This is a genomic window from Mesorhizobium sp. CAU 1732 (assembly GCF_039888675.1).
Lineage (GTDB): Bacteria > Pseudomonadota > Alphaproteobacteria > Rhizobiales > Rhizobiaceae > Aerobium.
This window is the reverse complement of the sequence record NZ_JBDQQR010000001.1, coordinates 3,599,029-3,622,300: the sequence shown is the minus strand read 5'-3', so window position 1 is coordinate 3,622,300 and position 23,272 is coordinate 3,599,029. Positions and strand designations below refer to the sequence as shown.

Sequence of the window (23,272 nt, the reverse complement as noted above, 5' to 3'; positions counted from 1 at the left end):
TCGCTCGGCTCGGGCTATGCCGGCATCGACAACACCCTGTTCTACAAGGACGGAACCATGATGCTCCTCGGCGACGCAAAGAAAATGACCGAGGAAATCGTAAAGGCTATGGATCACTAGGATTGATACGCCCGGCAAGGCGATGAAGCGGGAAGGGCTCCAGCCACTCCAAGCCTGCTCATTCCAACGCGGCGCAGTCTGCCTTTGCGGCCAAGATATCTTTCCCTAGCGAAAGATTCTCAATCGCTACCTCGTGTGGCACCCGGTTCACCGTCTGGTGGGAGTGGAAGGGCAGGGGGTCTTGACACCTATACCGCACAGCCTTCTGGTCTGGCGCAGCTTTCCGGGGAACCGCCGGATCCGGAATTGTACGTCAGGCAGACCGCTGTGCGGACCAAGCCGACAGCCGGCAACGGCCTGCGCAAGCAGGCTTCCATTGTGCTCAAGGGTCAAGTGCGACAGGTATGTTCAATGAACCCAGAGCTTACAGACCTACACCCACTCTTGTCGTCCATGGCCGATGCCGGACTGGCGAGCCGCGAGGCTACGCGGGGCCTTTTCGGTCAGAGCACGGCATCGCGAGCCTCCGACCTGCACCGCCTGATCGAAGCGCAGATCGTCGACGCCGATGCCCTCGCGGGCTTCCTGTCTTCCTATTATAGCGTGCGGCTTCTCGACCGGCAGCAGCTCGCTGACTACAGGCCCGTCGCGCAGAATCTCTCAAACCGATTTCTTGTGGAGAACTGGATCGCGCCGCTCACGGCGCCGGACGGGAACGCCGTCATCGGCGTCCTCCACCCCGGCGACGCAGACCCGATAGAGGCGCTGCGATCCGTCCTCGATGGTGACGTGGAAGTCTGCGTGGTTCCCGCACCCGATCTGGAATCCTGCCTGGAACGCCTTTCCGGCAGCCAGGATGTCGCCCAGGCCACCGGCGAAGGAGCAACCTCCGAAGCGGCTATCGCAAGCCTGCGGGATCTCGCGAGCGGCGCGCCGGTTGTGGTTGTCGTCGACGACATCTTCCGGCGCGCGCTCGACCTGAGGGCAACCGACATCCACCTCGAACCGATGCGCGGACGGCTCGTGATGCGTTTCCGCATCGACGGCGTCTTGCGGATCATGCCTTCGCCGCCGCACGAAATGGGCGATGCGATCGTCTCGCGCATCAAGGTTCTCGCCGGCCTCGACATCACCGAGCGCCGCAAGCCTCAGGATGGTGCCATGCGCCTTCCCATCGGCGACCGCGAAGTCGAACTGCGCGTCGCCACCCTCTCATCCATCCATGGCGAGACTGTCGTCATGCGCATCCTGCACCGCGACAGCGTCCTGCTGGATTTCGCGGGCGTGGGCCTGGATGACCAAGAACGGCAGACGCTGAACCGGCTCCTTGAGCACACCCATGGAATGATCGCCGTCGCCGGCCCGACCGGCAGCGGCAAGACGACGACGCTTGCCGCCGCGCTCTCGAAGCTCAACGATCCGAGCCGCAAGATCGTGACCATCGAGGATCCCGTCGAGTACCAGATCGCCGGCATCGTGCAGTCGCAGATCAACTCGGCGATCGGCATCACCTTCTCGTCCGCGATCCGGACGTTCGTGCGGCAGGACCCCGACGTGATCCTGGTCGGCGAGATACGCGACGGCGAGACGGCACATGCCGCCGTGCAGGCAGCGCTCACCGGACACCTTGTACTCACCACCGTCCACGCGAACACTGCGGCGGCGGCCTTCACGCGTATGCGCGACCTGGGTGTCGAGACCTATCTGCTGGTCGGCGCCGTACGCGGCATCATCTCCCAGCGCCTGTTGCGGCGGCTGTGCGATCACTGCAAGCAGGAAGGAATTCTTTCGATCGAGACTTTCTCCTCCGACACGCGCTATCAGGCCGTCGGGTTCTCCCCGAACCAGAAAGTGTTCAACGCGGTTGGCTGCGGCCGTTGCAACGGCACAGGGTATCGAGGCCGCATCGCCGTGTTCGAGATTCTTGTCCTCGACGAGGCGATCACGGAACTCGCTTCGCAGGGGGCAGACCACTCCAGGATCGAAGCGCTCGCGCTGGAGCGAGGCATGAGCACGATGGCGCATGACGGCGCCAGGAAGGCAGGGCAGGGTCTCACCTCGCCGGCGGAGGTGCTGAGGGTCACCGGGTTTCGCTGAGCGCGTCCGTCCACGTCAGTGCCTGCCTCTGACCCGCGAGTGGCAGTTGGAATCTCCGTTCAGGTCTCGGCCACTGTTACCCGCCTTCATCGCCTTGATAGGGCTCGATGCTTTCCCCCTCCAAAAGATAGCCCGAGGCAACTTCGTCCGAGCCGTCCACGAAAGAGAGCTCTTTCTTTTCAGACTGCACGCGCATCGTGCCGGTTATCATGACGCCCTCGAACAGAGCCGCTGGCGCGTACGGAGTGGAGGATTTCAAGTAGATCACCTGGTTCGGCGGCGGTGGCGGCTCATGGATGCATGCACCGAAATAGGGGACAAGCAGGAACTCGGTCGTACCCGCCGGATCGAAATCCAGGGGCAGCAGATAGCCGGCGATCGCTACCCGCTCGCCGTCGTACTTCTGCTCGGTAAGCGTTCCGCGTCTCTCGACCTCGGTAGCCCAGGCTACGTATTGTTCGTAGAGCGTATCAAGATCGACGCCCTGTTTTGCGAGGTTCTCCCTCTCGGCGTCGACCGTTTTTTTGGCTTCGTCGCGCTGAAGGGCAAGCTCTTCGTCCACGTCGCCCGACGGATGTCCTTTCCAGTACAGCACACTTCTCAATGCCTCCTGCTGCTCGAAGGGAAGGTGGTCCGGGGAATTTGCCAGCGGTTCCGTAGGCGGGACCAGCATTTCCCATGTCAACTGGGTGGCGCGCTCGCTGAATGCCCCGCCGCAGCCAAGGCTTAAAACAGCCAGAACGAGTGCGATGCCGTGCAACATCGATTGCGCGCTGCCGAAAAGGAAGCCGGGGATCTTCATGTTCTCACCATCATGCCGTCTGCGAGGGACATCCTGTAGGCGCGATAGGCCGGCAGGAAGCCGGCGGCCATTCCGCCGATCAATATTGCCAACAGCAACAGGGCATCGGTCGAGGATGGAGGCTGGATGCCGATGTCGATACCGAACTGTCTGTCGATAAGCGGGTGGGCCACCACCAGGACCGCATAGAGCGCGGCCGTACCGATCGCGATTCCCGCTACCGTCAGCAGCGTCGCCTCGCCGACGAGAAGTCCTGCAACCGTGCGGGGTCTCGCCCCCAGCGAGCGCAGTATTGCGATCTCACGTCGCCGCTCGTTGAGCGTCGACAGGATCATCGCCGACAGGCCCAGCATCGAAGTCACCACGACCATCGCGGAGACGCCAAGCAATGCGGTCTCGGCGGTGGCGACCAGTCCCCACATCTCCTGCAAGGCGAGACCCGGCAGCACGGCCGAAAGTGGCTCGGCCCTGTACTCGTTCACAGCGCGCTGGAATCCGATGACTTGCAGGCGCGATTTCAAGCCGATGATGGCCGCCGTTATCGCCCTCGGAGGAAGCGACATCTGCCGCAGACGGTCCGCCGGCGTAGCTTGTCCCGGGATCCGCGAACCGGACCGCCAGTCGACATGAATGGCCTCGATAGCCTTGAGACTGACATGGAGGGACTTGTCCACCGGCGTGCCGGTCCGTGCCAGAATGCCGGACACGCGAAACGGGAGGTCGTCGTGCCGTGGCCCAAGGGAGCCCGCACCGTGCGCGACGGTGATCTCGTCGCCGATGGAATAGCCAAGCCGGCTCGCAACGTCCGAGCCGAGGACGACATCGAACAGGTCATCAAAGGGCGTGCCTGCGACAAACTTCAAGGTCTGGCCGCCGCGGTACTGCAAGTGCTCGAAATAGTCCGGAGTGGTCCCGATGACGCGAAAGCCGCGGTGACTGTCGCCAAGGGAAAGCGGGATCGCCCAGGCGACCTCCGCGCGCGAAACGATGTCCTGGTAACTGCGCCACGTGACGTTGTTGGTGGCGTTTCCGATGCGGAACACCGAATAGAGAAGGAGCTGCATGGAGCCTGACCGTGCGCCGATGACCACATCCGCGCCCGACACCGTGCCAGCGAAGCTGTCCCTCGCCCCGCTGCGCACCTTTTCGACGCCGAGCAGCAGCATGACGCTGACGGAGATCGCAAGGACCGTCAGCAAAACCGTGATCCAGCGGTTGAGCAGGGATTGCAGGGCGAGGCGCGCGACGATCACGCGGCGCCTTCGCGCTGCGACGTTGCCAGGATGTCGGTGAGCTCGACCACTCTGGTGAAATGTCGCGCCAGGCGCCGGTCGTGACTGACCATGATCAGGGTCGCCTGCGTGGCATCGATCTGGCCGAACAGAAGGTCGAGAAAGTCCTGCTGCCGGTCGTCGTCGAGAGCCGATGTCGGCTCATCGGCAACGATGATCTCGGGTGAGCCGATGAGCGCCCGCGCGGTCGCGACGCGTTGCTGCTGACCGACGCTCAGCGTGGCCGCCTTTCGCCGCCCGATGTCCGCCGGAAGTCCCAGCGCCGACAGGAGGCGCCGCGCTTCGCCCTCAGTGCCGCCCGCGGCCGTCGCGCGGGTGCGACGCGCCGGTGCGAAGCTGAGCGGCAGCAGCACATTGTCGATGACGGCGCCGTAGGGAAGAAGATTGAACATCTGGAAGATGATCCCAAAGTGTTCAGCGCGAAACCGATCGCGCCCGCTGCTGCCCAGTGCATCAAGCCGTTGCCCCAGGATTTCAAGGCTTCCGGCTTGCGCCGCCACGATCCCGGTCAACAGGCTGAGCAGCGTCGACTTTCCGCTGCCGGATGGGCCGAGCAGCAGGAGACGCTCGCCACGGGGAATCTGGAGGGCGCCGACAGATAGAGCGAACGCATCTCGCCCGTTCCACTTGTATTCGACGCCGCGCAAGCTCACGGCGTCGGTCAAGGCGTGCGCTTCCACCCTATCTTTCCATGTTGCGAAACTCGCGGGACACCGCGAAGGCCGTCTCCCCGTCCGCATCGATGAACGTCACGTTGAGTTCCCAGGAATCCCGGAAGCGATCGAAGAAGCGGAAATTTATCGACCTGACCTGGGCGGCATCCGCGCAGGCGAAAGCGTAAGTGGCCCGGAACTCGGTGTGATGGTCGTCGTGCTCTTCGATCCCCGCGGTTTTGTCAGCTTCGGCCGGGGCGTCGTCGTCTTCGTGCTCTTCCGCGACGATTTTGACGTCGGCGGAGGTGACGGCGCACCCCGCGGAGTCAGGCAATTCGAAGAGGTTCAACGGTTCCTTCAGGTCGGCAAGCGCGGCCTCGACAGCTCTCTTTTGCCGAGCGGTTTCAGCTTCGTGCTCAAACCCGGCGATATCCATGCCAGGAGCAACGAGCTCCATCTGAATATTGTTGCCCTCGACAGCAATCGCCAATGTCCCGTGTCCATGGACATGGGGACCAAGCTCTCTCCGCTCTTCTTCTGCGTGCGCCGCCGAAACAAAAATAAACATGCCAGAAGCAAGCAAAGCCCGCGCGTAGTGATGAAATCCCACCTCGGTATCTCCAAATCGATGATATGCGCTGCGGCGCGTCGGGCTACACCATCCTGGACAATTCGGTGCTGATCAGTTTCGCCGTTTGACGCACCAGCCTTGCGCAGAGCTCGTGGCGCCGCGCGTCGTGCCGATACACGGGCATACTGATGCTTACCGCTCCAATCGGTTCCCGCAAGCGATTGAAGATCGGGCTGCCGAGACACCGGATATCGGGCTCGTTCTCCTCGTCATCAAACGCGAACCCTTGCTCGCGCGTCCGCTTCAATTCATCGAACAGCGTTTCGGGTGTCGTGAACGTCTTGGCGGTATGACGCCTCAAATCCAGGCTCTTGAGAACTTCCATGAGCCGCTGGTCCGGAAGGCCGGACAGCCACGCCTTGCCCACGGATGTGGAGTGAAGTTCGACCTGGCCGCCAATGCTGGTTTTCATCTGAACCGTGCTGGAGCCGACCAGCTTGTCGATATAGACCATCCGGTTGTTGCTCGGCACCGCGAGGTGCACTGCCTCATCCGTCGCGTCTCGGAGCGATATCAGAAAATCCCTTGCGATCGTCCGCAGGTCGGAATCTTCCCAGGTCTTGGCCGCAAGATGGAGGAGGCGTGGCCCCAGGCGAAACGTTCCGTTCTCTCCCGACTGGGTGATGAGCCCCTCCGCGATGAGCGCCGAAACGAGGCGGTACACCGTTCCCCGGGGAAATGGCGCGCGCTTGGTCAGTTGGGCAATGTCCAGTGTTCCGGGGGTGTCGGCAATGATCTGCAGCACCGTCATGAACTTCGAGAACGATGCCGCTCCCTGCACGTGAGTAGGCGCCCTAGAATCGGCTTCGTCCTGAATATCACTCCGGTCCATGGCGCATCTCCTTGCGAGCTTGACAACAGAACATGTGGGTACTACACGTTCATGGACAGGCTGTCCATATTGTAGTCAGCGTTAATGATGTCGATGCTAGTCGTGTGATCGAGGAGGATCAACGGCAAACTCGTGTGCACCACATGTGAACGCAGCGGGCCGTCCGTATCTTTCGCGAGAGGGCGTGGGAAGTTCTGCAGGGAGGAAGCAAATGACCAAAAAGGGATACTGGGTTGCAATGGTCGATATTGCAAACCAAGAAGGCTACAAGGAATACATTGCCTTGAACAAGGCAGCGTTCGACAAGTACGGGGCGACCTTTGTCGTTCGCGCTGGAACGAGCCAGGTTATGGAAGGTCCTGACGCGAACCGCCTGGCGGTAATCGAGTTCAAGGACTACGAGACCGCTCTCGCCTGCTACAACTCTCCCGAGTATCAGACGGCTATCAAGGCCCGCGAGAAGCATGCCAAGGCACATCTTGCCGTGGTTGAAGGTGTGTGACACCGGAATCATCGCTTTAAACCTCCTATCGAACTGGTCGGAGGGGCCGTCGTCTTTACCCCCTTGCGCGCTGTTCGACCGGATGAGCAGGGCAGGCCTTCATCGGGCGATCGGGTGCTTATGCCCGATCCGCATGCTGGAAGCGCCCTGCTGACGGTCGCCGGATGCTCGTCAGAGTGCCGCGAGGATCGTTGCATGCACCCACAGCCTTTTTAGGAGCAGTCATGCCCACCCCGCTAAAGTGGCTTTTCAAGCTTTTTGACGCCCTTGTCGTCATCGGCATGGCCGTCATGAGCGTCCTGATCTTTACTAATGTCGTGCTGCGGTATGGCTTCAGCTCAGGCATTTCGTATTCCGTTGAAATCTCCCGTGTGATCCTCGTCTGGATCATCTTCCTGGGAGCCGTCGTGGGCCTTGCCAAGGGCGCGCATCTCAGCGTGGACGCGCTGGTCGCGCGGTTGCCTCAAAGGGCGCGCTTCGCCTGCTTTCTTGCTTCATACGGCCTGATGCTTTGGTGCTGCTGGCTCCTCGCAAAGGGTAGCTGGGCACTTACCCGCATCGAATGGGGCAATATCACTCCACTGACGGGACTTCCCGTCGGCCTCACTTACGCCGCGGGGCTCGTCGCTGCCCTCATGATGGCTCTGGTTCTCCTTCTTGAGCTGTGGCGCGGGCTGCGCGGCACCCTGCCCAGCACATGGGCGGGAGCAAAGTCCGATGAGGCCCCACTGGCCGTAAGCCCCGCTATAACTCAGGAGAAACTTCAGTGAGCGGCTTGGTATTTCTCGGTTCCCTACTTGGTGCGATCGGCATCGGGATACCCATCAGCTTCGCCCTCATGCTGTCGGCGGTCGCGCTGATGCTGATGATGGGCAATCTGGATGCGCAAATCCTGGCCCAACGTCTGGTCAATGGCGCGGACAGCTATCCGCTGATGGCGATCCCGTTCTTTCTCATTGCCGGCGAGCTCATGAACGCCGGTGGCCTCTCCCGCCGCATCGTGACGATGGCCCTGGCGCTCGTCGGTCACCTGCGTGGCGGCCTCGGTTACGTGGTCATCGGCACGGGCCTGGTGATGGCCAGCCTCTCCGGATCCGCCATCGCCGATACGGCGACGCTGGCGGTCATGCTGATCCCCCTTTTGCGGGATGCGGGCTACAACATGGATCGAGCCACAGGCTTGATCGCGGCGACAGGCATTATCGCCCCTGTGATCCCGCCCTCTGTCGGATTCATCATCCTGGGTGTCACCGCAAACATTTCCATCATCGGCCTGTTCATGGCCGGAATCGTGCCAGGGATCATGATGGGGCTGAGCCTCGTGGTGGCTTGGTGGTTCGTCGCGAAAAAGGAAACGGCGGCGGTCCAGCCCAAACTTCCGCGAAGGGACATCCCGAAAGCCATCATGACCGCCGGTTGGGCGTTGATGCTGCCGGTGATTATCCTGGCCGGACTGCGGTTTGGCCTCTTCACCCCCACGGAGGCCGGCGTCGTTGCCGCCGCCTATGCTCTGTTCGTGGGGCTGGTTGTGTATCGGGAGCTGACGCCGCGGCTGCTCTATCACGCACTGCTCGACGCCGGTCGCATGACAGCGGTGATCATGCTGCTGGTGGCAGCCTCTATGGTGACCGGCTTCATGATGACCATTACCAATCTGCCCGGCCAGCTCATCAGTCTTCTTGCTCCATTTATCGATATGCCGATCCTGCTGATGGGCATGATCGTTCTGGCGATCTTTATCATCGGCATGGTGCTCGATTTCGCACCTTCGATCACTATCCTGGTGCCAATCCTTATGCCGCTCGTCATCGCGGCCGGGATCGACCCGGTCTATTTCGGGGTCATGTTCATCATGACTGCCGCCATCGGCATGATCACGCCCCCTGTAGGAACGGTCCTCAATACGGTGTGCGGGATCAGCCAAGTTTCGATGGGATCGGCTCTGAAGGGGGTTTGGCCTTTCCTTCTGGCCCAGATGTCTCTCATCGTGCTGCTGGTGCTGTTCCCGGCATTGGTCACCGTGCCAGCGTCCTGGTTCCATTGAGACTCAATCCGTGGAGGAGTTGGACTGGACATTCGACGATGGCTTTTCCACCCATGCCGCACAGGTCCTCTCACGAGGACTGCGGCGGGATCCTGACGCGGGAGGAGCTGCAGCCGCTGGCGTAGGCCAATGTCAAATCGCTGCACATGTTTGAGTTCTTCACCTACCTCGGGCTGACCGACGTCGACGAGGTGTCCGGTGCCCGAGCGGGAAGCAGAAAGCGTGCTTTATGGTTATCAGGCGTTTGATAGACGGTACCGTTCCAGGTTTTTGGGAGCCGGATGCCAGTTTGCGTGGGGTGCGTAGGTGAGGGTAGGTCGGCAGGGCGGCGCTCCAAATGCCTATGCCGTGTGGGTTCGCAGATGTTTGGCGGCCTGCGCTCTGGCGGCCGTGACCGCGTGTACCTCCACCAGTGACTATCTCGAAGATGCTGCCGGCCGGCCGGATCCTCTGGACAAGGTCTCGAACGCAGATCTGAGTGCGCGCAAGCCGTCCGGCGGCGGCTTCCTGTCGAACCTCGGCTTTGGCCGCGGGCAGAACAATCGGCAGGGTGAGGTATACTACGGCTATCAACAGAAGCTGACTGCTGGCGAGCGCAGATCGCTTGAGCGGCTGAGCGGCGAAGAGTTCGAAGTCAATCTCGAGGACGCAGAGGTCAAGGTTGCGGCCCGTACCGTTCTGGGGGAGGTGCTGGGAATCAGCTACTCGATCGATCCCAGGGTCGCGGGCAGTGTTTCGATCACGACGTCGAAGCCTACGCCGGCCGCGGAAATCCTGACCATGCTCGAAACCGCGCTGCGCAGCAACGGCGTGGCCATGGTGCGCGAAAGCGACCGTCTGCGGCTTGTGCCCGCGGCTGAAGCGTTCGGAACCGCCGAACTCGACCAGGGCACAACCATCCAGCCCGGCTACGCCGTCACGGTGCTTCCCCTGCAAAACGTTTCCGCCAGCACGATCCTGCCGCTGCTCGAAAACTTCGTCGCCCGTCCCGGCATGGTGCGCGAGGATCCCAGCCGCAACGCGCTGATCTTCCAGGGGACGGCGGCGGAGCGGACCGCGGCGATCGAAGCAGCGCGCTCATTCGACCAGGATTGGCTGGCGGACCAGTCGGTCGGTATTTTCCCCGTCCACAATTCCAGCGCGGCCACCATGATGCCGGAGCTGAACCGCGTGCTCGACATCGGGGAGGGCGGTCGCGGGCGCAACACGATCAGGGTCCAGCCTGTCGAGCGCAGCAATTCGATTCTGGTGGTGGCGAAGACGCGCAACCAGTTGCAGCGCGCGGCAAGCTGGATCCAGCGGCTCGACCGGATCGACGCGGCTGCCTCCAATTTGCGGGTGTACAAGGTCCAGCACCTGCAGGCACGGCGCCTTGCATCGATGGTCAACGAGATATTCAACGGCTCCTCAGCATCGTCGGCTTCGGAAGAGCCGGCCTCGCAGTTTCCGCCCGGCTCGCAGGCTGACGGCCAGAATCAGGGCGCAGACGGTTGGCAGTCGGCCGATGCGACGCCGGATCAGAGCATGGCGGATGAAACGCCGATCGCGGGCGGGGCGGAAAACGCGAACTTGTCCCGAGGCGGCGTGCGCATCACCGCGAACCCGGAAAACAACACCATTCTCATCTTCGCGCGACCCGACCAGCAACGGGTGATCGAACAGGCGATCACGGCGCTCGATCGTCCTCAAGAGCAGGTCGCTATCGAAGCGACGATCGCCGAGGTGACACTGACCAACGACTTGCGCTACGGCGTGCAGTTCTTCCTGACGTCCAACGATCTCGGCCTGGGCGGCAACAAAGGATCGATGGGCTTGTTCAAGGAAGCCGGCGCGGCCGTGCTTTCGCGAACGCTTCCCGGCTTCAACCTGCTGCTTGGCCCCGAAACCGAGCCGCGCGTCGTCCTCGACGCCCTGCGTGGTATCACCGAGGTGAAGGTGCTGTCGTCGCCGTCGATCGTCGTCCTCGACAACAAGCCGGCGGTGCTGCAGGTCGGTGACGAGATCCCGATCGTGACGCGCACTGCGCAGTCGGTGACCGATCCGGATGCGCCGATCGTCAACAATGTCGAGTTCCGCAACACCGGCGTTATCCTGAAGGTCCTCCCGCGCATCACGGGCAACGGCACGATCAACCTGGTCGTCGAGCAGGAGATCAGCTCCGTCCAGCGAAGCCAGGCGCAGTCTCTGACGCCGACAATATCGCAACGAAAGGTCAGCTCGACCGTTTCGGTGACCAGCGGCCAGACCGTCATGCTCGGCGGCCTGATCAGCGAACGCCAGCAGCGCGGCCGTGACGGCCTGCCGGTTCTCGGCGACCTTCCGCTGATCGGCGACGCGTTTCGGTCCAACCAGAATTCCGGGGCGCGCACCGAACTCATCATCCTGATCCGGCCACAGGTCATCCGTGACAGCCTGGATGCGCAACATGTGGCTGAGCAGATGCGGTCGCAATTGCGGCTGATGAACGAACCGTCCCTGAACGTCCCGCTGCAGCGGCCGGCCAAGACGATCATCGAATGAAGCTTCTGAGGGCACGGGGGCGGTCTACCGCAGCCGTCGCAGCCGCGCTCGCCGCCGGTACCGTGCCCGCTCTCATCGGAGGCCCCGCATTCTTCGTCGCGTCGATGCTTGCGCTATGCTGTCTCGCCGCGGCGATCGCGGTCCACGATCTCGCGACGATGCTCATACCCGACCGCTACACGCTTGGCATCCTTCTTGTCGGGTTTGCCGAGTGGCTGTTCGCGTCGGGAGACCCCGAGGTACTCGCCGTGCGGGCCGGCGGCGCTCTGCTGCTGGGAGGGGCGCTGTGGCTGTTCGATATGTTTTACGAGCGCCTGCGCGGGCAGACCGGGCTCGGGATGGGCGATATCAAGCTGCTTGGGGCATCAGCACTGCTCGTCGGGATTCCCGGGACCGGCGTTCAGATCATGCTTGCCGCATCGGCCGCGCTGATTTTCATCGCGTTGCGGGGGATGCGCCTGCGCAGACCGTTGCGTGCCGTGGCGAAGGTTCCGTTCGGCACCTTCCTCGCGCCGGCACTGGTCATCGTCTGGGCGTGGCTGCCGGCCGCATGGTGATCACATTGATTGAGCCGGGGAGGGCAAAGTCTTGAGGTCGTGGCGTAACTTTTCGTGGCGAGGCATGGGGCCGAAATGGGTCTTGCGGCAATGGGCGTGAACTCGTCAACGAGTCGGCGGGGTGCAATCCTCGTCAGCGTCCTGTGGATTATGATTTTCCTGGGGTTCCTTGCCGTCATCCTTCGCGTGCAGATGACTGGTGTCGTGGCCAGCGTGCGCGTCACGGAGGACAAGGCGTCGGCGCGCATTCTGGCGGAAGCCGGGCTCTCGCAGGCAGCGGCCGAGATTCGCGCCGGCCCAGCCGACGGCGTGGGTACGCTGAGCGATCAGATCTCGTCAACGATCACCCTGCCGACCGGGGTTGTTTCCGTCTCTGCGACAAATGAAGCCTTGCGGATCGATCTCAACACCGCCGAGCAGCCGCTGATCGTTGGCGCGTTGCGCGCCGCCGGCGCCGCTCCCGGAACCGCGGACGATCTGGCGACAAAGATCATCGGCCAGCGCGCCGGCCCGACTCGGCCGAACGGACAGCCGGCCGGTTCCGCTCCGCAGCAGGCTGGGGACGACACAAAGCTGTTTCAGACGGTCTCAGAACTCGCCGCCTTCCCGGGAATAACGCCCGACATGGCCATCGCCATCGAACCCTATGTCACCGTCTCCTCCGGCTTGGCAGGCGTTCGCCTGGAAGCGCTCGATGATGCACTGCTGGGCGAGATTCCTGGCCTGCCCCCCTCGGCGCGAAAGGCGATCATGGATTTCCACGCCGGCCGCTTGTCGCGCGGGGAACTCGACCGATCGCTTGCGGGCGTGACCTTCAACACGCTGGCGCAGGCACCGAGTTGGCGCGTCGATCTCAGGACGACCCTGCAGTCGGGCTACAGCGAATCGTTCGAGGCATTGATGCTTGTATCGAACGCGGACGAGGCACCCTACAGAGTGCTCGACTGGCGTCGCGCGGCGATCGAGCTTGAATGAGAACATATGAATGGATCTTCGGCGCATCGGTTGATGTGCCGGAAGATGACCTTTCGGCCACGGAAAACCGAACGGTGCCGGAGGCGCGACCAGTTCGAGGTTCGCGCTGACGGTCAATGCAGGTCCTGTTCCGAGACGGCAGGCGCGACGAGCTTTGGCAGGAGTGCCAGCCTCACCTGGCACTCCTCTGCGATTTTCTCGCCTGGCCTCACAGCCCTCCGGCCACCGTGATCAGGGTGCCTGTCATGAACCCGGAACCGGGAGACGCAAGCATCAGCGCTGCGCGCGCGATGTCGTCAGGCTCCGCGATGCGCCCCATGGGGGTCGCCGCCGCGATCCTGGCCGGCCGCTCGGGATTTCCGCCCTGCGTGTGTATCCGCGTGTTGGTGGTCCCGACACGTATGGCATTCACGCGGATGCCCTCCGGCGCCAGCTCCTTGCCGGCGCCGAATGTGATGGATTCCACTGCCCCCTTGGTGGCGGCATAGTGGACATATTCGTTGGGACTGCCGAGGAATGCGGCCAGCGACGACATGTTCACGATCGTCCCGCCCTGGCCACCCTTGCGGGTGGACATGCGTTTCGCGGCCTCCTGAATACAGTACATGACGCCGAAGACGTTGATCCTGAAGGCGGTTTCCAGCACCGCAGGCTGCAACTCTTCTATCTTTCCGGCTTTCCCGATGATCCCGGCATTGTTGACCAGGCAGGTTACTCGCCCAAGTTCATCGTCGCAGGCGCTGAACAGAGCCTGAATGTCCTCCCTCTTGCCCACGTCTCCCTGCACCGCGATGGCGCGGGCGCCCGCGGCCTTGCAGGCCTCGACGACTTCGGACGCAGCGGTGGTGTCCGAGAGGTAGTTTATGCAGACATCGTAGCCTTCGGCGGCGAACAGCCGAGCCGTTGCGGCACCGATGCCGTGGCTCGCGCCCGTTACGATCACAATCGGTCTCACGAAATGACCTCCTTGTTCTTTCTCTGAGGGTTCGCAGCCTAGAAGACGGCCTCAAGGATCGCGGCGTAGTCTTCCTTGGTCAGCGGGCGAGGATTGGTGGGATGGCTGTGGTCTGCAAGGGCTCGCTCACACACCCAATCGATGACCTGCCGGGTCACGCCCAGTTCGGACAGTCTGGGCGTAATGCCTAACCGACGGTTCAAGTCGTCCAGCGCGTCCGCGAGCGTCGTCCCTTCAAGTCCGGCCAGGCTCTCGAGGTGGCTGACCTTCCTGGCCACGGCTTCAATTTCCACGTTCCACCGAAGGACGGTCGGCATCAGGATGGCGTTGAGAGTCCCATGATGAAGCTTGGCCTCCTTGAGGCCGCCCAGTGCATGGCTGAGGGCATGGACGGCGCCGAGACCCTTCTGGAACGTCATGCCCCCTTCGAGGGCACCCATCATCAGTTCGGTCCGCGCCTCCGCGTTCGCGCCATCCGCGTAGGCGACAGGCAAAGCCTGCCAGATGCGCTGGAAGCCATCGGTGGCGATCGCCTCGGCAGGCGGATTATAGCGGGGGGAAAGGTACGTCTCGATGCAATGCGACAGTGCGTCAAGACCTGTCGAGGCCGTCAGGGCGGGGGGGAGCCCCATTGTCAGGGCCGGGTCGCAAACCGCCCTGCGGGGGATGAGGAACGGGCTGATGAATCCGAGCTTGCGGCCGTCATCCAGCGTGATCAATGCCGCGCGTCCGACTTCGGACCCGGTACCAGCCGTTGTCGGGATGGCCACGAGCGGAGCCACCGCGCTGGTGATGCGTGCCACACCGCCCAGAATCGCTGCGTAACCCTCGAGTTCACCATCGTGCGTGGCCAGCAGCGCCACGCCCTTGGCCAAATCGATCGGAGAGCCCCCGCCGATCGCCACTACGCCATCGCAGCCGCCTTGCCTGTACAGCTCAAGGCCAGCAGCAACTGCGCTCTCCGTCGGGTTGGTGGGTACGTCCAGGAAGACCGGCGCCGTTTTCAGGAACGCGAAGCTCGGGCGCTCAAGAAGACCAGCAGTTTTGATGCCGTGATCGCTGATTACCAAAGGGCGCAATACGCCGAGTTCGCGCAGTATTTCTGCCAATGACTCGGACGCTCCAAGCCCGAAGCTGATGTTTGTAAGGTAGGTTATAGTATGCACGCTGCCGTTCTCCCTGGCCCCATTTCTGCCCATTATATGGACATGTTGCCCAATCATCGTTAGAACTGCACACTTGTCAAGCTCCGCTTCGTGCTGGCGGTGTGTCCGCCGCCTTGACAAGGAAGCCTCAGGGTTCTACCAATTTGTGGACGCATTGTCCATATTGTGGTCGTTTTGGGTGGCGGTCTTGGATGAGATGGTACAGGAACTGTGGAGATTCCGGTTTTGCCGGAAGAACTGGCCAGCCGCCGCGAACTCGAAGCCAATGGGGAATATTGCGCAATCCACTGGCCTTCCGCGCGACAGCCACTGATTCACTTGCGGCAATTCTCGCCGGCAGTGCCCCAACCTGAAGGAAAATCGTTGTCGAAACCCGCCGCCACCGTGCTGATACCTGGTTGGATGCACGAGCATGCCCGGCGCATGCTCGGAACGCATTTCAACCTGGTCGAAATCCCTGACTGCGACCTGCAGGGCCACCTGTCCCCAGAGGTCCGGGCTTCAATTCGTGGCGTAGCCTGTCGCGCCAGAATCGATCGGCAGTTCATAGACGCCCTTCCCAACCTTGAGATCATCGCCAGCTACGGCGTCGGCTACGACGCGGTGGATGCTGCCTATGCGCGCAGCAAGAATATCATCGTCACGAACACCCCTGATGTCCTCAACGAGGAGGTCGCCGACCTCACGCTGGGGCTCCTTATCAGCGTCGTCCGGGAGATACCCCAAGCAGCAGCCTTCGTTCGCGAGGGGCGGTGGAAGGCGTCGGACTATCCGCTCAGCCGTCTGACGCTTCGCAACCGCAAGGTCGGCATTTACGGAATGGGGCGGATCGGCCGCTGCATCGCCCGGCGGATCGAAGCATTCGGTCTGCCCATCGCCTATCACAGCCGGCGGCCCGCGGAAGGGGTCGTGTACGACTACTTTCCTTCACTGCTGGAACTTGCAGGTGCCGTCGATGTGCTCATCTCCATCGTTCCGGGGGACGCGTCGACCGCAAAGAGCGTGAATGCCGAGGTGCTGTCCGCCCTCGGGCCCGAGGGCGTGTTCATCAATGTCGGCCGTGGAACCGTCGTGGACGAGGATGCCCTGGTCAGCGCCCTGCGCACAGGGGTCATTGCTGCAGCCGGTCTCGACGTGCTCGCGGATGAACCGAATGTCTCCGACGATCTTCTGGCGCTCGATAACCTGACGATCCTGCCGCACATCGGATCCGCATCGGTCAGTACGCGCACCGCTATGGCCGACCTCGTGGCCCGGAACGTGATCGCCTGGTTCCAGAGTGGAGCGGCGATCACGCCCGTACCCTAGCAGTATCCGACCGATCGCCGAGGCCTCCTGCACTGTGCGCAGAAAGCAGCGCCATGATGTGAACCCAACCGGCAAGCATCAGGCACTTTGAGGTGCGGCGATGAAGTGTTGACAACCATTAATAGTCTGACCACTATGCATTGTTGGACATCGCGTCCATATTATGGACGAGGCCTGGGAGGTGCTTTGGTTTTCGGGTCGGGAGCGCGATGTCTCTATCGATTGAGCAGACAAAGGAGGAGTGACTGCCATGAATTTATGGAAAGGCGCATTGGCCATTGTGGCCGCGCTGGCGATCGGGGGGGTAGCGGTTACCGGAGCTATCGCGCAGACGGTGAATGCCTGGACGCCGAAGCCGGTAGCGGCGGCGCCATACAAGGCCCCGCATAAGCCGCGTACGACGATTGCCGACGTGCGTGCCAAAATCGCACCCCCAAATCAGTCCAAGACCTGGCGTGTACCGGTCGTCGAAGACAAGCACCTGAGGGCTGCATGGCACCAGTTGGCGGTGTTCGATTCCACGCCGACCTTGCGAGTGGCGGATCACCAAACCGCCTTCATTGTCTGGGAGGGGCAGATTGAAGTCACTATCCAGGGTGTCGAGCCGTTTGTCGCCACCAAGGGCTTTATGGTCCGGGTTCCGTACCGCCGGGCGTTTTCAATGAAGAACGTGGGTACGGTGCCGTCACTGCACTTCGAGATATTCAATGCAGACGCCACCATTCTTTACGAGGAAAGCTCGGCAACATTGCCGAAACCGCCGTCGAGGATGAATTGGTACCTGAGCCGGCTTGATGCCCCCGATAGCTTGACGCGACAGCCTCAGCCTATTTTCTACGACTTCCTTGCTTCGCCCGCAGCCGGCGCATTCGTAAGTGATGATCGCATGTTCGTTAACCGCATCCGCGGCCAGGCGCGCAATTGCGACCCTCAGCCCGCCACAAGCATCGGACATTTCCACGCCGACTATGCTGAATTCTGGTTCATCATGGAAGGTCAGATCAGCTACAACATCGAAGGCGTGCCCTTCTTCGTCTCGGAACCCGGCGATATTGTCTATGTCCCGGCCGGCCGCTGGCATTCGGCGGCGAACCATTGTCCGGGATTCGACACGCGGATTGCCATCAACGGCTATCCTGGCGGATCGCATCACTGGCCGGTTAACAACCAGCCCCCAACGCCCCCGATCTCGGGCAAGGGATACCTGGATTGATCTTGCCGGTGGCCCGTCCTTATCGCGAGGGCGCGCCACTGGTCCCATACACCTTTGGTGGAGGTGGCAGGCGTCGATCCGGTGCAGTCTGGGGTTGCGTTCATCGCAACCGCAGCAATTGAGACAATCACGCCGCCTGTCGATCCCGCGCTCAACGCGGTGATCAATGAAAGCAACGTACCCTTTGCTTCAACGGCCGAGGGCGCAATTTTCGTACCGCCGGTCCTGTTCCCTGATTGGAGACAGTCCCTGCATCTTGGTTCCTGTGAACCGTTCTTGGGAGGTTAAACTATGAAAGTACTGCTTCTAACTGCGGCACTTGTTGGAGGGCTCCTGGCGGCCGCTCCAGCGATGGCTCAGAATCCGCGCCTGGGCTACGTACCTGTGGAAGATCATCCGGTTGGAGAGGCTTCGCGCCATTTTGCGAAGCTGGTGGAAGAAAAGACCGGCGGGCGCATCAAGATCGATACCTTCGGCAACGGCGTGCTCGGCAACGAGCCCGAAATGCAGGCGTCGGTCCAGGCTGGTTTCATCGACATCATGGTTGGCCCGACGCCAAACCTGGTCGGCGTCGTTCCGCAATTCATGATCTACGACCTTCCGTTCTTCTATAAAGACTTCGCCGCCGTGGATGCCGTCATGGACGGCGCGGTCGGCGAGCAGCTGTTTGCACAGTTGAAGGAGAAGACCGGCATCGAGGGGCTCGCGTGGTGGGACAACGGGTTCCGCCACATGACCAACGGAATTCGTCCCGTCAACACCGTAGAGGATATGGCAGGGCTCAACATCCGGGTCATCCCTAACCCATTGTTCCTTGCGACCTGGTCGGCTTTGGGAACCAATCCGACGCCGCTTCCCTGGCCTGAGCTTTACAGCGCGCTTGAAAATCGCGCCGTCGATGCTCAGGAGACACCATACGCTCTCATCTATACCGCGAGGTTCTATGAGGTGCAGAGCCATCTGGCCAAGACGGGCCATGTCTATACGCCGTTCGTCCTCCTCGCCAGCCAGAAGTGGTTTGGAAGCCTCTCCGAGGAAGACAAGGCACACGTCATGGAAGCGGGAAAGGAATCGGCAGCCTTCCAACGGGATCTTTCCCGCAAGGCGGCAGAGGATCTGGAGGCGGAGCTCGAAGCGAGGGGGTTCAAGATTACCCGACCCACGCCTGAAGCGATCGCAGCCATGAGCGAACGCGTTGCGCCTGTCGTGACGGAGTACAGCGAGAAGATCGGCATCGATCTGGTCGAGCAGGCCCGGGCTGCTATGGCCGCGACTGCCAAGCCGTAAAGGCCACGTTTGGGCGCCGGAGCCTGGTTCGCCAGCTCCGGCGTCCATTTCCAGAAGCTTTGGCGTGTCAGATTCAGTTTGAAGCCGCAGGCAGTGCGCGCGGTCTCGGACGTCAAGGGAACGGCGCGGGCAACAGCCTCGACGCCGACCAGGCCGACCAGGCCGACAACCGCAACCAACTTGGCACGCGCGGCACCGGACTCGACCAGACCGGCAACTGTGCTTGATGGCGACCGACGGCGCTTGGTGCCGCGCCAAGTTCGGCGAGAGGACCGGCTGGATGCGAAAGCTGGCCTTGCGCCAGAACCGCCGCGCCATCGTCACCTTCGAAGACTTTTGTCCCAAGCAGGGCAGTTAGACTTTCGGTTCAGTAGACAACTGTTCCCCTCAGGCGAACAGCGGCAAACAGGAAAAAATACCAGAATGACCGTGCATCAGAATTTTATCGCCGGGCAATGGACGAACTCGGGCGAGGCTGCAGACAACATCAATCCGTCGGACACCCGAGACGTCGTCGGTGTCTATGTCCGTGGGTCTCGACAGGACGCCGAAGCCGCCATCGCTGCGGCCAAACAGGCGTCCAAGTCCTGGTCGCGGTCCAGCATCCAGCTCCGACACGACATCCTGCAAAAGGTTTCGACAGAGTTGTTGGCCCGCAGGGAGGAACTGGGCAGGTTGCTGGCGCGAGAAGAAGGCAAGACGCTGGGCGAAGCCATCGGTGAGGTCGTCCGAGCGGGCCAGATATTCGGCTTCTTCGCGGGCGAAACCCTGCGCCTGTCCGGCGAGAAGCTGCCTTCCGTTCGCCCGGGTGTCGAGGTTGACATAACACGCGAACCGGTAGGCGTCGTGGGCATCATCACGCCCTGGAATTTTCCGATCGCGATCCCTGCCTGGAAGATCGCACCGGCGCTTGCCTATGGAAACTGCGTTGTCTTCAAACCCGCCGACCTGGTACCCGGGTCAGCTTGGGCGCTTGCCGACATCATCATTCGCTCTGGTATTCCCGACGGGGTCTTCAACCTGGTCATGGGCCGCGGTTCAGTCGTTGGCGATGCTTTTCTCACCAGCCGCGATGTGCACGCGATCAGTTTCACTGGCTCCGTCACGACGGGCAAGAAGGTCGCCGCCAGCAGCGTCGAACACATGCGCAAGTTCCAGTTGGAACTCGGCGGAAAGAATCCGCTCGTCATCCTTGACGATGCGGATCTCCAGACCGCTGTCGAGTGTGCCGCGAACGGCGCCTTCTTCTCTACCGGTCAGCGTTGCACTGCCTCGTCCCGCCTGATCGTAACGGACAAGATCCACGACTCCTTCGTCGAAGCGCTCAAGGCGCGGCTGAGCACGCTTGTCGTCGATGACGCGCTCAAGGATGGAACGCATATCGGGCCCGTCGTGGATCAAAGTCAGCTCGACCAAGACCTGTCCTACATCGCGATCGGCAAGGATGAGGGGGCCAAACTTGCATGGGGCGGCTCTCGGCTGGAGCGGGGGACGCCAGGCTACTACCTGGAGCCAGCGCTATTCACTGAAACGACGCCTCAGATGCGCATCAACCGTGAAGAGATCTTTGGTCCGGTCGCCTCGGTCATTCGGGTCAAAGACTATGATGAGGCGCTGGCGCTTGCCAACGACACCGAATTCGGGCTTACGGTGGGAATCTGCACGACGAGTCTCAAACACGCCAGCCACTTTAAGCGCAACGCCGAATCCGGGATGGTGATGGTCAACCTGCCGACCGCCGGAGTGGATTATCACGTGCCCTTTGGTGGGCGGAAAGGCTCATCCTACGGACCACGCGAACAGGGCCGCTATGCTGCGGAGTTCTACACCACGGTGAAGACCTCCTACACGTTGCCCTAAGAGGGGTGGGTTTCGGGGAGCAGTTGTGGCGCTGGCCTCTCCGCTTCGTCCTGCTCGGGCTTGACCCGAGCATCCATGCCTCGGCGTGTGACGCGGGGCGGGAGGGTTCAGAGCGTGACGCTTTTCTTCCGCGCGATCATTTGTATGCACCGTCGAGGCATGGGTCCCCGGGTCAGATGCGGCGGACTGTGAGGTCCGCCGCTGTTCCATTTAGAACGGGTAATGCTGGTTGGGATCCTCGATGGTGATCCAGCGCAGTTCGGTGAATTCCGCGATACCGGCTGTGCCGCCGAAGCGACCGTAGCCACTTTCCTTCACACCGCCGAAGGGCATCTGCGCCTCGTCGCCGACCGTCGGGCCGTTGACGTGGCAGATGCCCGACTCGATGCGTTTGGCGATCTCGAGCGCCCGACCTATATCGCGTCCGAACACTGCCGCCGAAAGCCCATATTCGGTGTCGTTTGCAAGCTCCACGGCGTGGTCGGAATCGCGGGCGCGCACGACGCAGACGACAGGCCCGAAGCTCTCTTCGCGAAAGAGACGCATCTGCGGGGTCACTTTGTCGATCACGGTCGCCGGCATGATGGTGGTGTCACCCGCGCCGCCCGTCGTCATCGTCGCGCCGGCCTTCAGCGCATCGCCGATGAGTTCGTCCACGCGCTCCACGGTGGAGCGGTTGACCACGGAACCGAGCACTACCTGATCGCGCGGGTTGCCGTGCGGCAGCTTGGACGCCTTGGCGGTGAACTTCTCCACGAAGGCGTCGGCCACTTTCTCGTCGACGATGATGCGTTCGGTGGACATGCAGATCTGTCCCTGATTCATGAAGGCGCCGAACGCGGCAGCGTTGACGGCCGCGTCGAGATCGGCGTCGTCCAGGATGATCAGCGGCGCCTTTCCGCCGAGTTCCAGAAGCACCGGCTTCAGATATTTCGCCGCCTCGGCCGCGATGATCTTGCCGACCCTGGTCGAGCCGGTGAAGTTGATCCGCTTCACCTTGGGGTGGGCGATCAGTGCACTGACCACCTCGGGCGCATCCTCAGCCGAATGCGTGACGATGTTGAGCACGCCGGATGGCAGGCCCGCTTCCGCCAGCACTTCCGCGATCATGCGGTGGGTGTGCGGGCACATCTCCGACGCCTTCAGGACGACGGTATTGCCGCAGGCGATCGGCATCGCGACAGCACGCACGCCGAGAATGACGGGTGCGTTCCACGGCGCCATGCCGACGAGAACGCCGACCGGCTGACGGTAGGCCATGGCGATCGTGCCGGGCTTGTCGGAGGGAATGACCTCGCCCTTGATCTGGGTCACCGAACTCGCCGCTTCGCGCAGGATCTTGGCGGCGAACATGCAGTTGAAGCCCATCCACGGACCCGTTGCCCCGGTCTCGGCTATGCCGACCTGGATGAATTTCGGCGTCCATTCTTCCAGAATATCGGCCGCCTTGTTGAGGATTTTGCGGCGCTCGGAGGGGCCGGTCTTCGACCACGCGACAAATGCCCCAGCCGCGGCCTCGATCGCTTTGTCGACGTCGTCCTTGCGCGCGGCTGCGGCGCGGGTCGCGACATCGTTCGTCACCGGGTCACGCCGCTCGAACGTCGCGCCCCCGTTTGCGCCGACGTCTTCGCCGCCGATCAACAAGCCAATATCCATAAGTTTCTCCCTTTCGATGTTATGCAGTGTTTCCAGCGGAACGACCCTTGCGAGGCTTCGCCGCTTGTTTCCCGGAACCGTTTGTCAGCTCTGAATCGGATGTGCCGTAGAGTAGGCGCGACACTTCCTTCGCCGCCTCGCGCAGCGGACCGGCAAAGCTGTTCGTGCCATCTTCGGTAATGCGCGTGGATGTCCCGAACACCGAGAGGCCGCATATCATGCGTCCGCCCGGACCGAGAACGGGGACCGCGATGCCGTGAATATGCGATTCGCGCTCGCCCCGATTGAAGGACAGCCCCGTCTCGCGCGCTGCGATGAGCTGCGGCTCAAGCTCGGTACGCGATACTGCCGTCGCATTCGTCATGAGGCGGCGCTCTGTCGCCTCGAAATACTGGTCCAGCTCGGCGGAGGGCAGGTGAGCAAGCCAGAGCTTGCCATGCGCAGTCGCATACGCCTCGAGCCGGCTGCCCTTCCTGATATCGATGAAGAGCGGCCTGTCGGGCACCGCCTTTGCGATGCAGACGGCATATTCGCCGTCGAAGACCGTTGCCATCGATCCCTCGCCGAGGCGCGTGGTCAACCGTTCCAGAATCGGTTGGACGACGCTTGAGAGACTGGCGGGATCGGCCGCGCGAAGGCCGAGATCGGCGAGCGTGAAACCAAGCCGGTAGGTGCCTTTCGAAACAGCGACAAGTGCGCCGGTGAATTCCAGCGTGCGCAGGAAACGATGCGCGGTGACGGCATTCATGCCCAGTCGTTCGGCAAGCGTGGCAGCCGAAATCTCATCCCTGCCGTCGTTGAACAGCGACAGGATTTCGAAAGCCTTCACAACCGAGCCGTTTATCTGGCTGACCACTCACAT

22 protein-coding genes are annotated in these 23,272 nt (G+C 62.1%); 13 read left to right on the top strand and 9 right to left on the bottom strand.

Annotated elements, in window-relative coordinates; translation table 11 throughout:
* The coding region (locus AAFN55_RS17690) for an NAD(P)(+) transhydrogenase (Re/Si-specific) subunit beta (protein WP_347800296.1) at positions 1-120 on the top strand (120 nt) is incomplete at its 5' end.
* Positions 121-471: 351 nt separating this feature from the next.
* Positions 472-2,157, top strand: coding sequence for a GspE/PulE family protein (locus AAFN55_RS17685; RefSeq protein WP_347800135.1), 1,686 nt, complete (start codon positions 472-474; stop codon positions 2,155-2,157).
* Between the two features lie 76 nt (positions 2,158-2,233).
* Here the strand turns inward: AAFN55_RS17685 and AAFN55_RS17680 are convergent, their stop codons facing one another.
* The 5 genes from AAFN55_RS17680 to AAFN55_RS17660 are packed head-to-tail and all read right to left on the bottom strand — an operon-like array spanning position 2,234 to position 6,367.
* The gene (locus tag AAFN55_RS17680; protein ID WP_347800134.1) at positions 2,234-2,959 is read right to left on the bottom strand and encodes a DUF3299 domain-containing protein; all 726 of its coding nucleotides are present in this window, start codon (positions 2,957-2,959) and stop codon (positions 2,234-2,236) included.
* The gene (locus AAFN55_RS17675; protein WP_347800133.1) at positions 2,956-4,212 is read right to left on the bottom strand and encodes an ABC transporter permease; all 1,257 of its coding nucleotides are present in this window, start codon (positions 4,210-4,212) and stop codon (positions 2,956-2,958) included. The genes AAFN55_RS17680 and AAFN55_RS17675 overlap by 4 nt, the downstream gene beginning before the upstream one ends.
* Positions 4,209-4,916, bottom strand: coding sequence for an ATP-binding cassette domain-containing protein (locus AAFN55_RS17670; protein ID WP_347800132.1), 708 nt, complete (start codon positions 4,914-4,916; stop codon positions 4,209-4,211). The genes AAFN55_RS17675 and AAFN55_RS17670 overlap by 4 nt, the downstream gene beginning before the upstream one ends.
* A gap of 16 nt (positions 4,917-4,932) precedes the next feature.
* Entirely contained in the window at positions 4,933-5,514 is a 582-nt protein-coding gene (locus AAFN55_RS17665) for a DUF2796 domain-containing protein (RefSeq protein ID WP_347800131.1), read from the bottom strand.
* A gap of 43 nt (positions 5,515-5,557) precedes the next feature.
* The gene (locus tag AAFN55_RS17660) at positions 5,558-6,367 is read right to left on the bottom strand and encodes an IclR family transcriptional regulator (RefSeq protein ID WP_347800130.1); all 810 of its coding nucleotides are present in this window, start codon (positions 6,365-6,367) and stop codon (positions 5,558-5,560) included.
* Between the two features lie 211 nt (positions 6,368-6,578).
* On the opposite strand from AAFN55_RS17660, the gene AAFN55_RS17655 reads away from it, so the two are divergent.
* From AAFN55_RS17655 to AAFN55_RS17630, 6 genes are all read left to right on the top strand, one after another.
* Positions 6,579-6,869, top strand: a complete 291-nt coding sequence (locus AAFN55_RS17655; RefSeq protein ID WP_347800129.1) for a DUF1330 domain-containing protein — start codon at positions 6,579-6,581, stop codon at positions 6,867-6,869.
* A gap of 224 nt (positions 6,870-7,093) precedes the next feature.
* Positions 7,094-7,639, top strand: a complete 546-nt coding sequence (locus AAFN55_RS17650) for a TRAP transporter small permease (protein WP_347800128.1) — start codon at positions 7,094-7,096, stop codon at positions 7,637-7,639.
* Entirely contained in the window at positions 7,636-8,913 is a 1,278-nt protein-coding gene (locus AAFN55_RS17645) for a TRAP transporter large permease subunit (RefSeq protein ID WP_347800127.1), read from the top strand. The genes AAFN55_RS17650 and AAFN55_RS17645 overlap by 4 nt, the downstream gene beginning before the upstream one ends.
* A gap of 306 nt (positions 8,914-9,219) precedes the next feature.
* On the top strand, positions 9,220-11,433 hold the full coding sequence (gene gspD / locus AAFN55_RS17640) for a type II secretion system secretin GspD (protein WP_347800126.1): 2,214 nt from the start codon (positions 9,220-9,222) through the stop codon (positions 11,431-11,433).
* A complete protein-coding gene (locus tag AAFN55_RS17635) occupies positions 11,430-11,990 on the top strand; it encodes an A24 family peptidase (protein WP_347800125.1) in 561 nt (186 codons plus the stop codon). The genes gspD and AAFN55_RS17635 overlap by 4 nt, the downstream gene beginning before the upstream one ends.
* Before the next feature lie 75 nt (positions 11,991-12,065).
* Positions 12,066-12,965, top strand: coding sequence for a hypothetical protein (locus tag AAFN55_RS17630; protein ID WP_347800124.1), 900 nt, complete (start codon positions 12,066-12,068; stop codon positions 12,963-12,965).
* A gap of 208 nt (positions 12,966-13,173) precedes the next feature.
* Here AAFN55_RS17630 and AAFN55_RS17625 read toward each other — a convergent pair whose 3' ends face one another.
* The gene (locus AAFN55_RS17625; protein ID WP_347800123.1) at positions 13,174-13,920 is read right to left on the bottom strand and encodes an SDR family oxidoreductase; all 747 of its coding nucleotides are present in this window, start codon (positions 13,918-13,920) and stop codon (positions 13,174-13,176) included.
* A 38-nt stretch (positions 13,921-13,958) separates the two neighbouring features.
* On the bottom strand, positions 13,959-15,086 hold the full coding sequence (locus AAFN55_RS17620) for an iron-containing alcohol dehydrogenase (RefSeq protein WP_347800122.1): 1,128 nt from the start codon (positions 15,084-15,086) through the stop codon (positions 13,959-13,961).
* 423 nt (positions 15,087-15,509) lie between these two features.
* Here AAFN55_RS17620 and AAFN55_RS17615 point away from each other — a divergent pair, with 423 nt between their 5' ends.
* From AAFN55_RS17615 to AAFN55_RS17595, 5 genes are all read left to right on the top strand, one after another.
* A complete protein-coding gene (locus tag AAFN55_RS17615; protein ID WP_347800295.1) occupies positions 15,510-16,394 on the top strand; it encodes a 2-hydroxyacid dehydrogenase in 885 nt (294 codons plus the stop codon).
* Positions 16,395-16,644: 250 nt separating this feature from the next.
* Entirely contained in the window at positions 16,645-17,607 is a 963-nt protein-coding gene (locus tag AAFN55_RS17610) for a cupin domain-containing protein (protein ID WP_347800121.1), read from the top strand.
* A 291-nt stretch (positions 17,608-17,898) separates the two neighbouring features.
* Entirely contained in the window at positions 17,899-18,894 is a 996-nt protein-coding gene (locus AAFN55_RS17605; RefSeq protein WP_347800120.1) for a TRAP transporter substrate-binding protein, read from the top strand.
* A 226-nt stretch (positions 18,895-19,120) separates the two neighbouring features.
* A complete protein-coding gene (locus AAFN55_RS17600) occupies positions 19,121-19,252 on the top strand; it encodes a hypothetical protein (RefSeq protein WP_347800119.1) in 132 nt (43 codons plus the stop codon).
* 65 nt (positions 19,253-19,317) lie between these two features.
* Entirely contained in the window at positions 19,318-20,754 is a 1,437-nt protein-coding gene (locus tag AAFN55_RS17595) for an aldehyde dehydrogenase family protein (protein ID WP_347800118.1), read from the top strand.
* Positions 20,755-20,964: 210 nt separating this feature from the next.
* On the opposite strand, the gene AAFN55_RS17590 is transcribed toward AAFN55_RS17595, so the two are convergent.
* Complete coding sequence (locus AAFN55_RS17590) at positions 20,965-22,410, bottom strand: aldehyde dehydrogenase (protein WP_347800117.1); 1,446 nt, start codon at positions 22,408-22,410, stop codon at positions 20,965-20,967.
* A 19-nt stretch (positions 22,411-22,429) separates the two neighbouring features.
* Complete coding sequence (locus AAFN55_RS17585; protein ID WP_347800116.1) at positions 22,430-23,266, bottom strand: IclR family transcriptional regulator; 837 nt, start codon at positions 23,264-23,266, stop codon at positions 22,430-22,432.
* Positions 23,267-23,272: the final 6 nt, after the last annotated feature.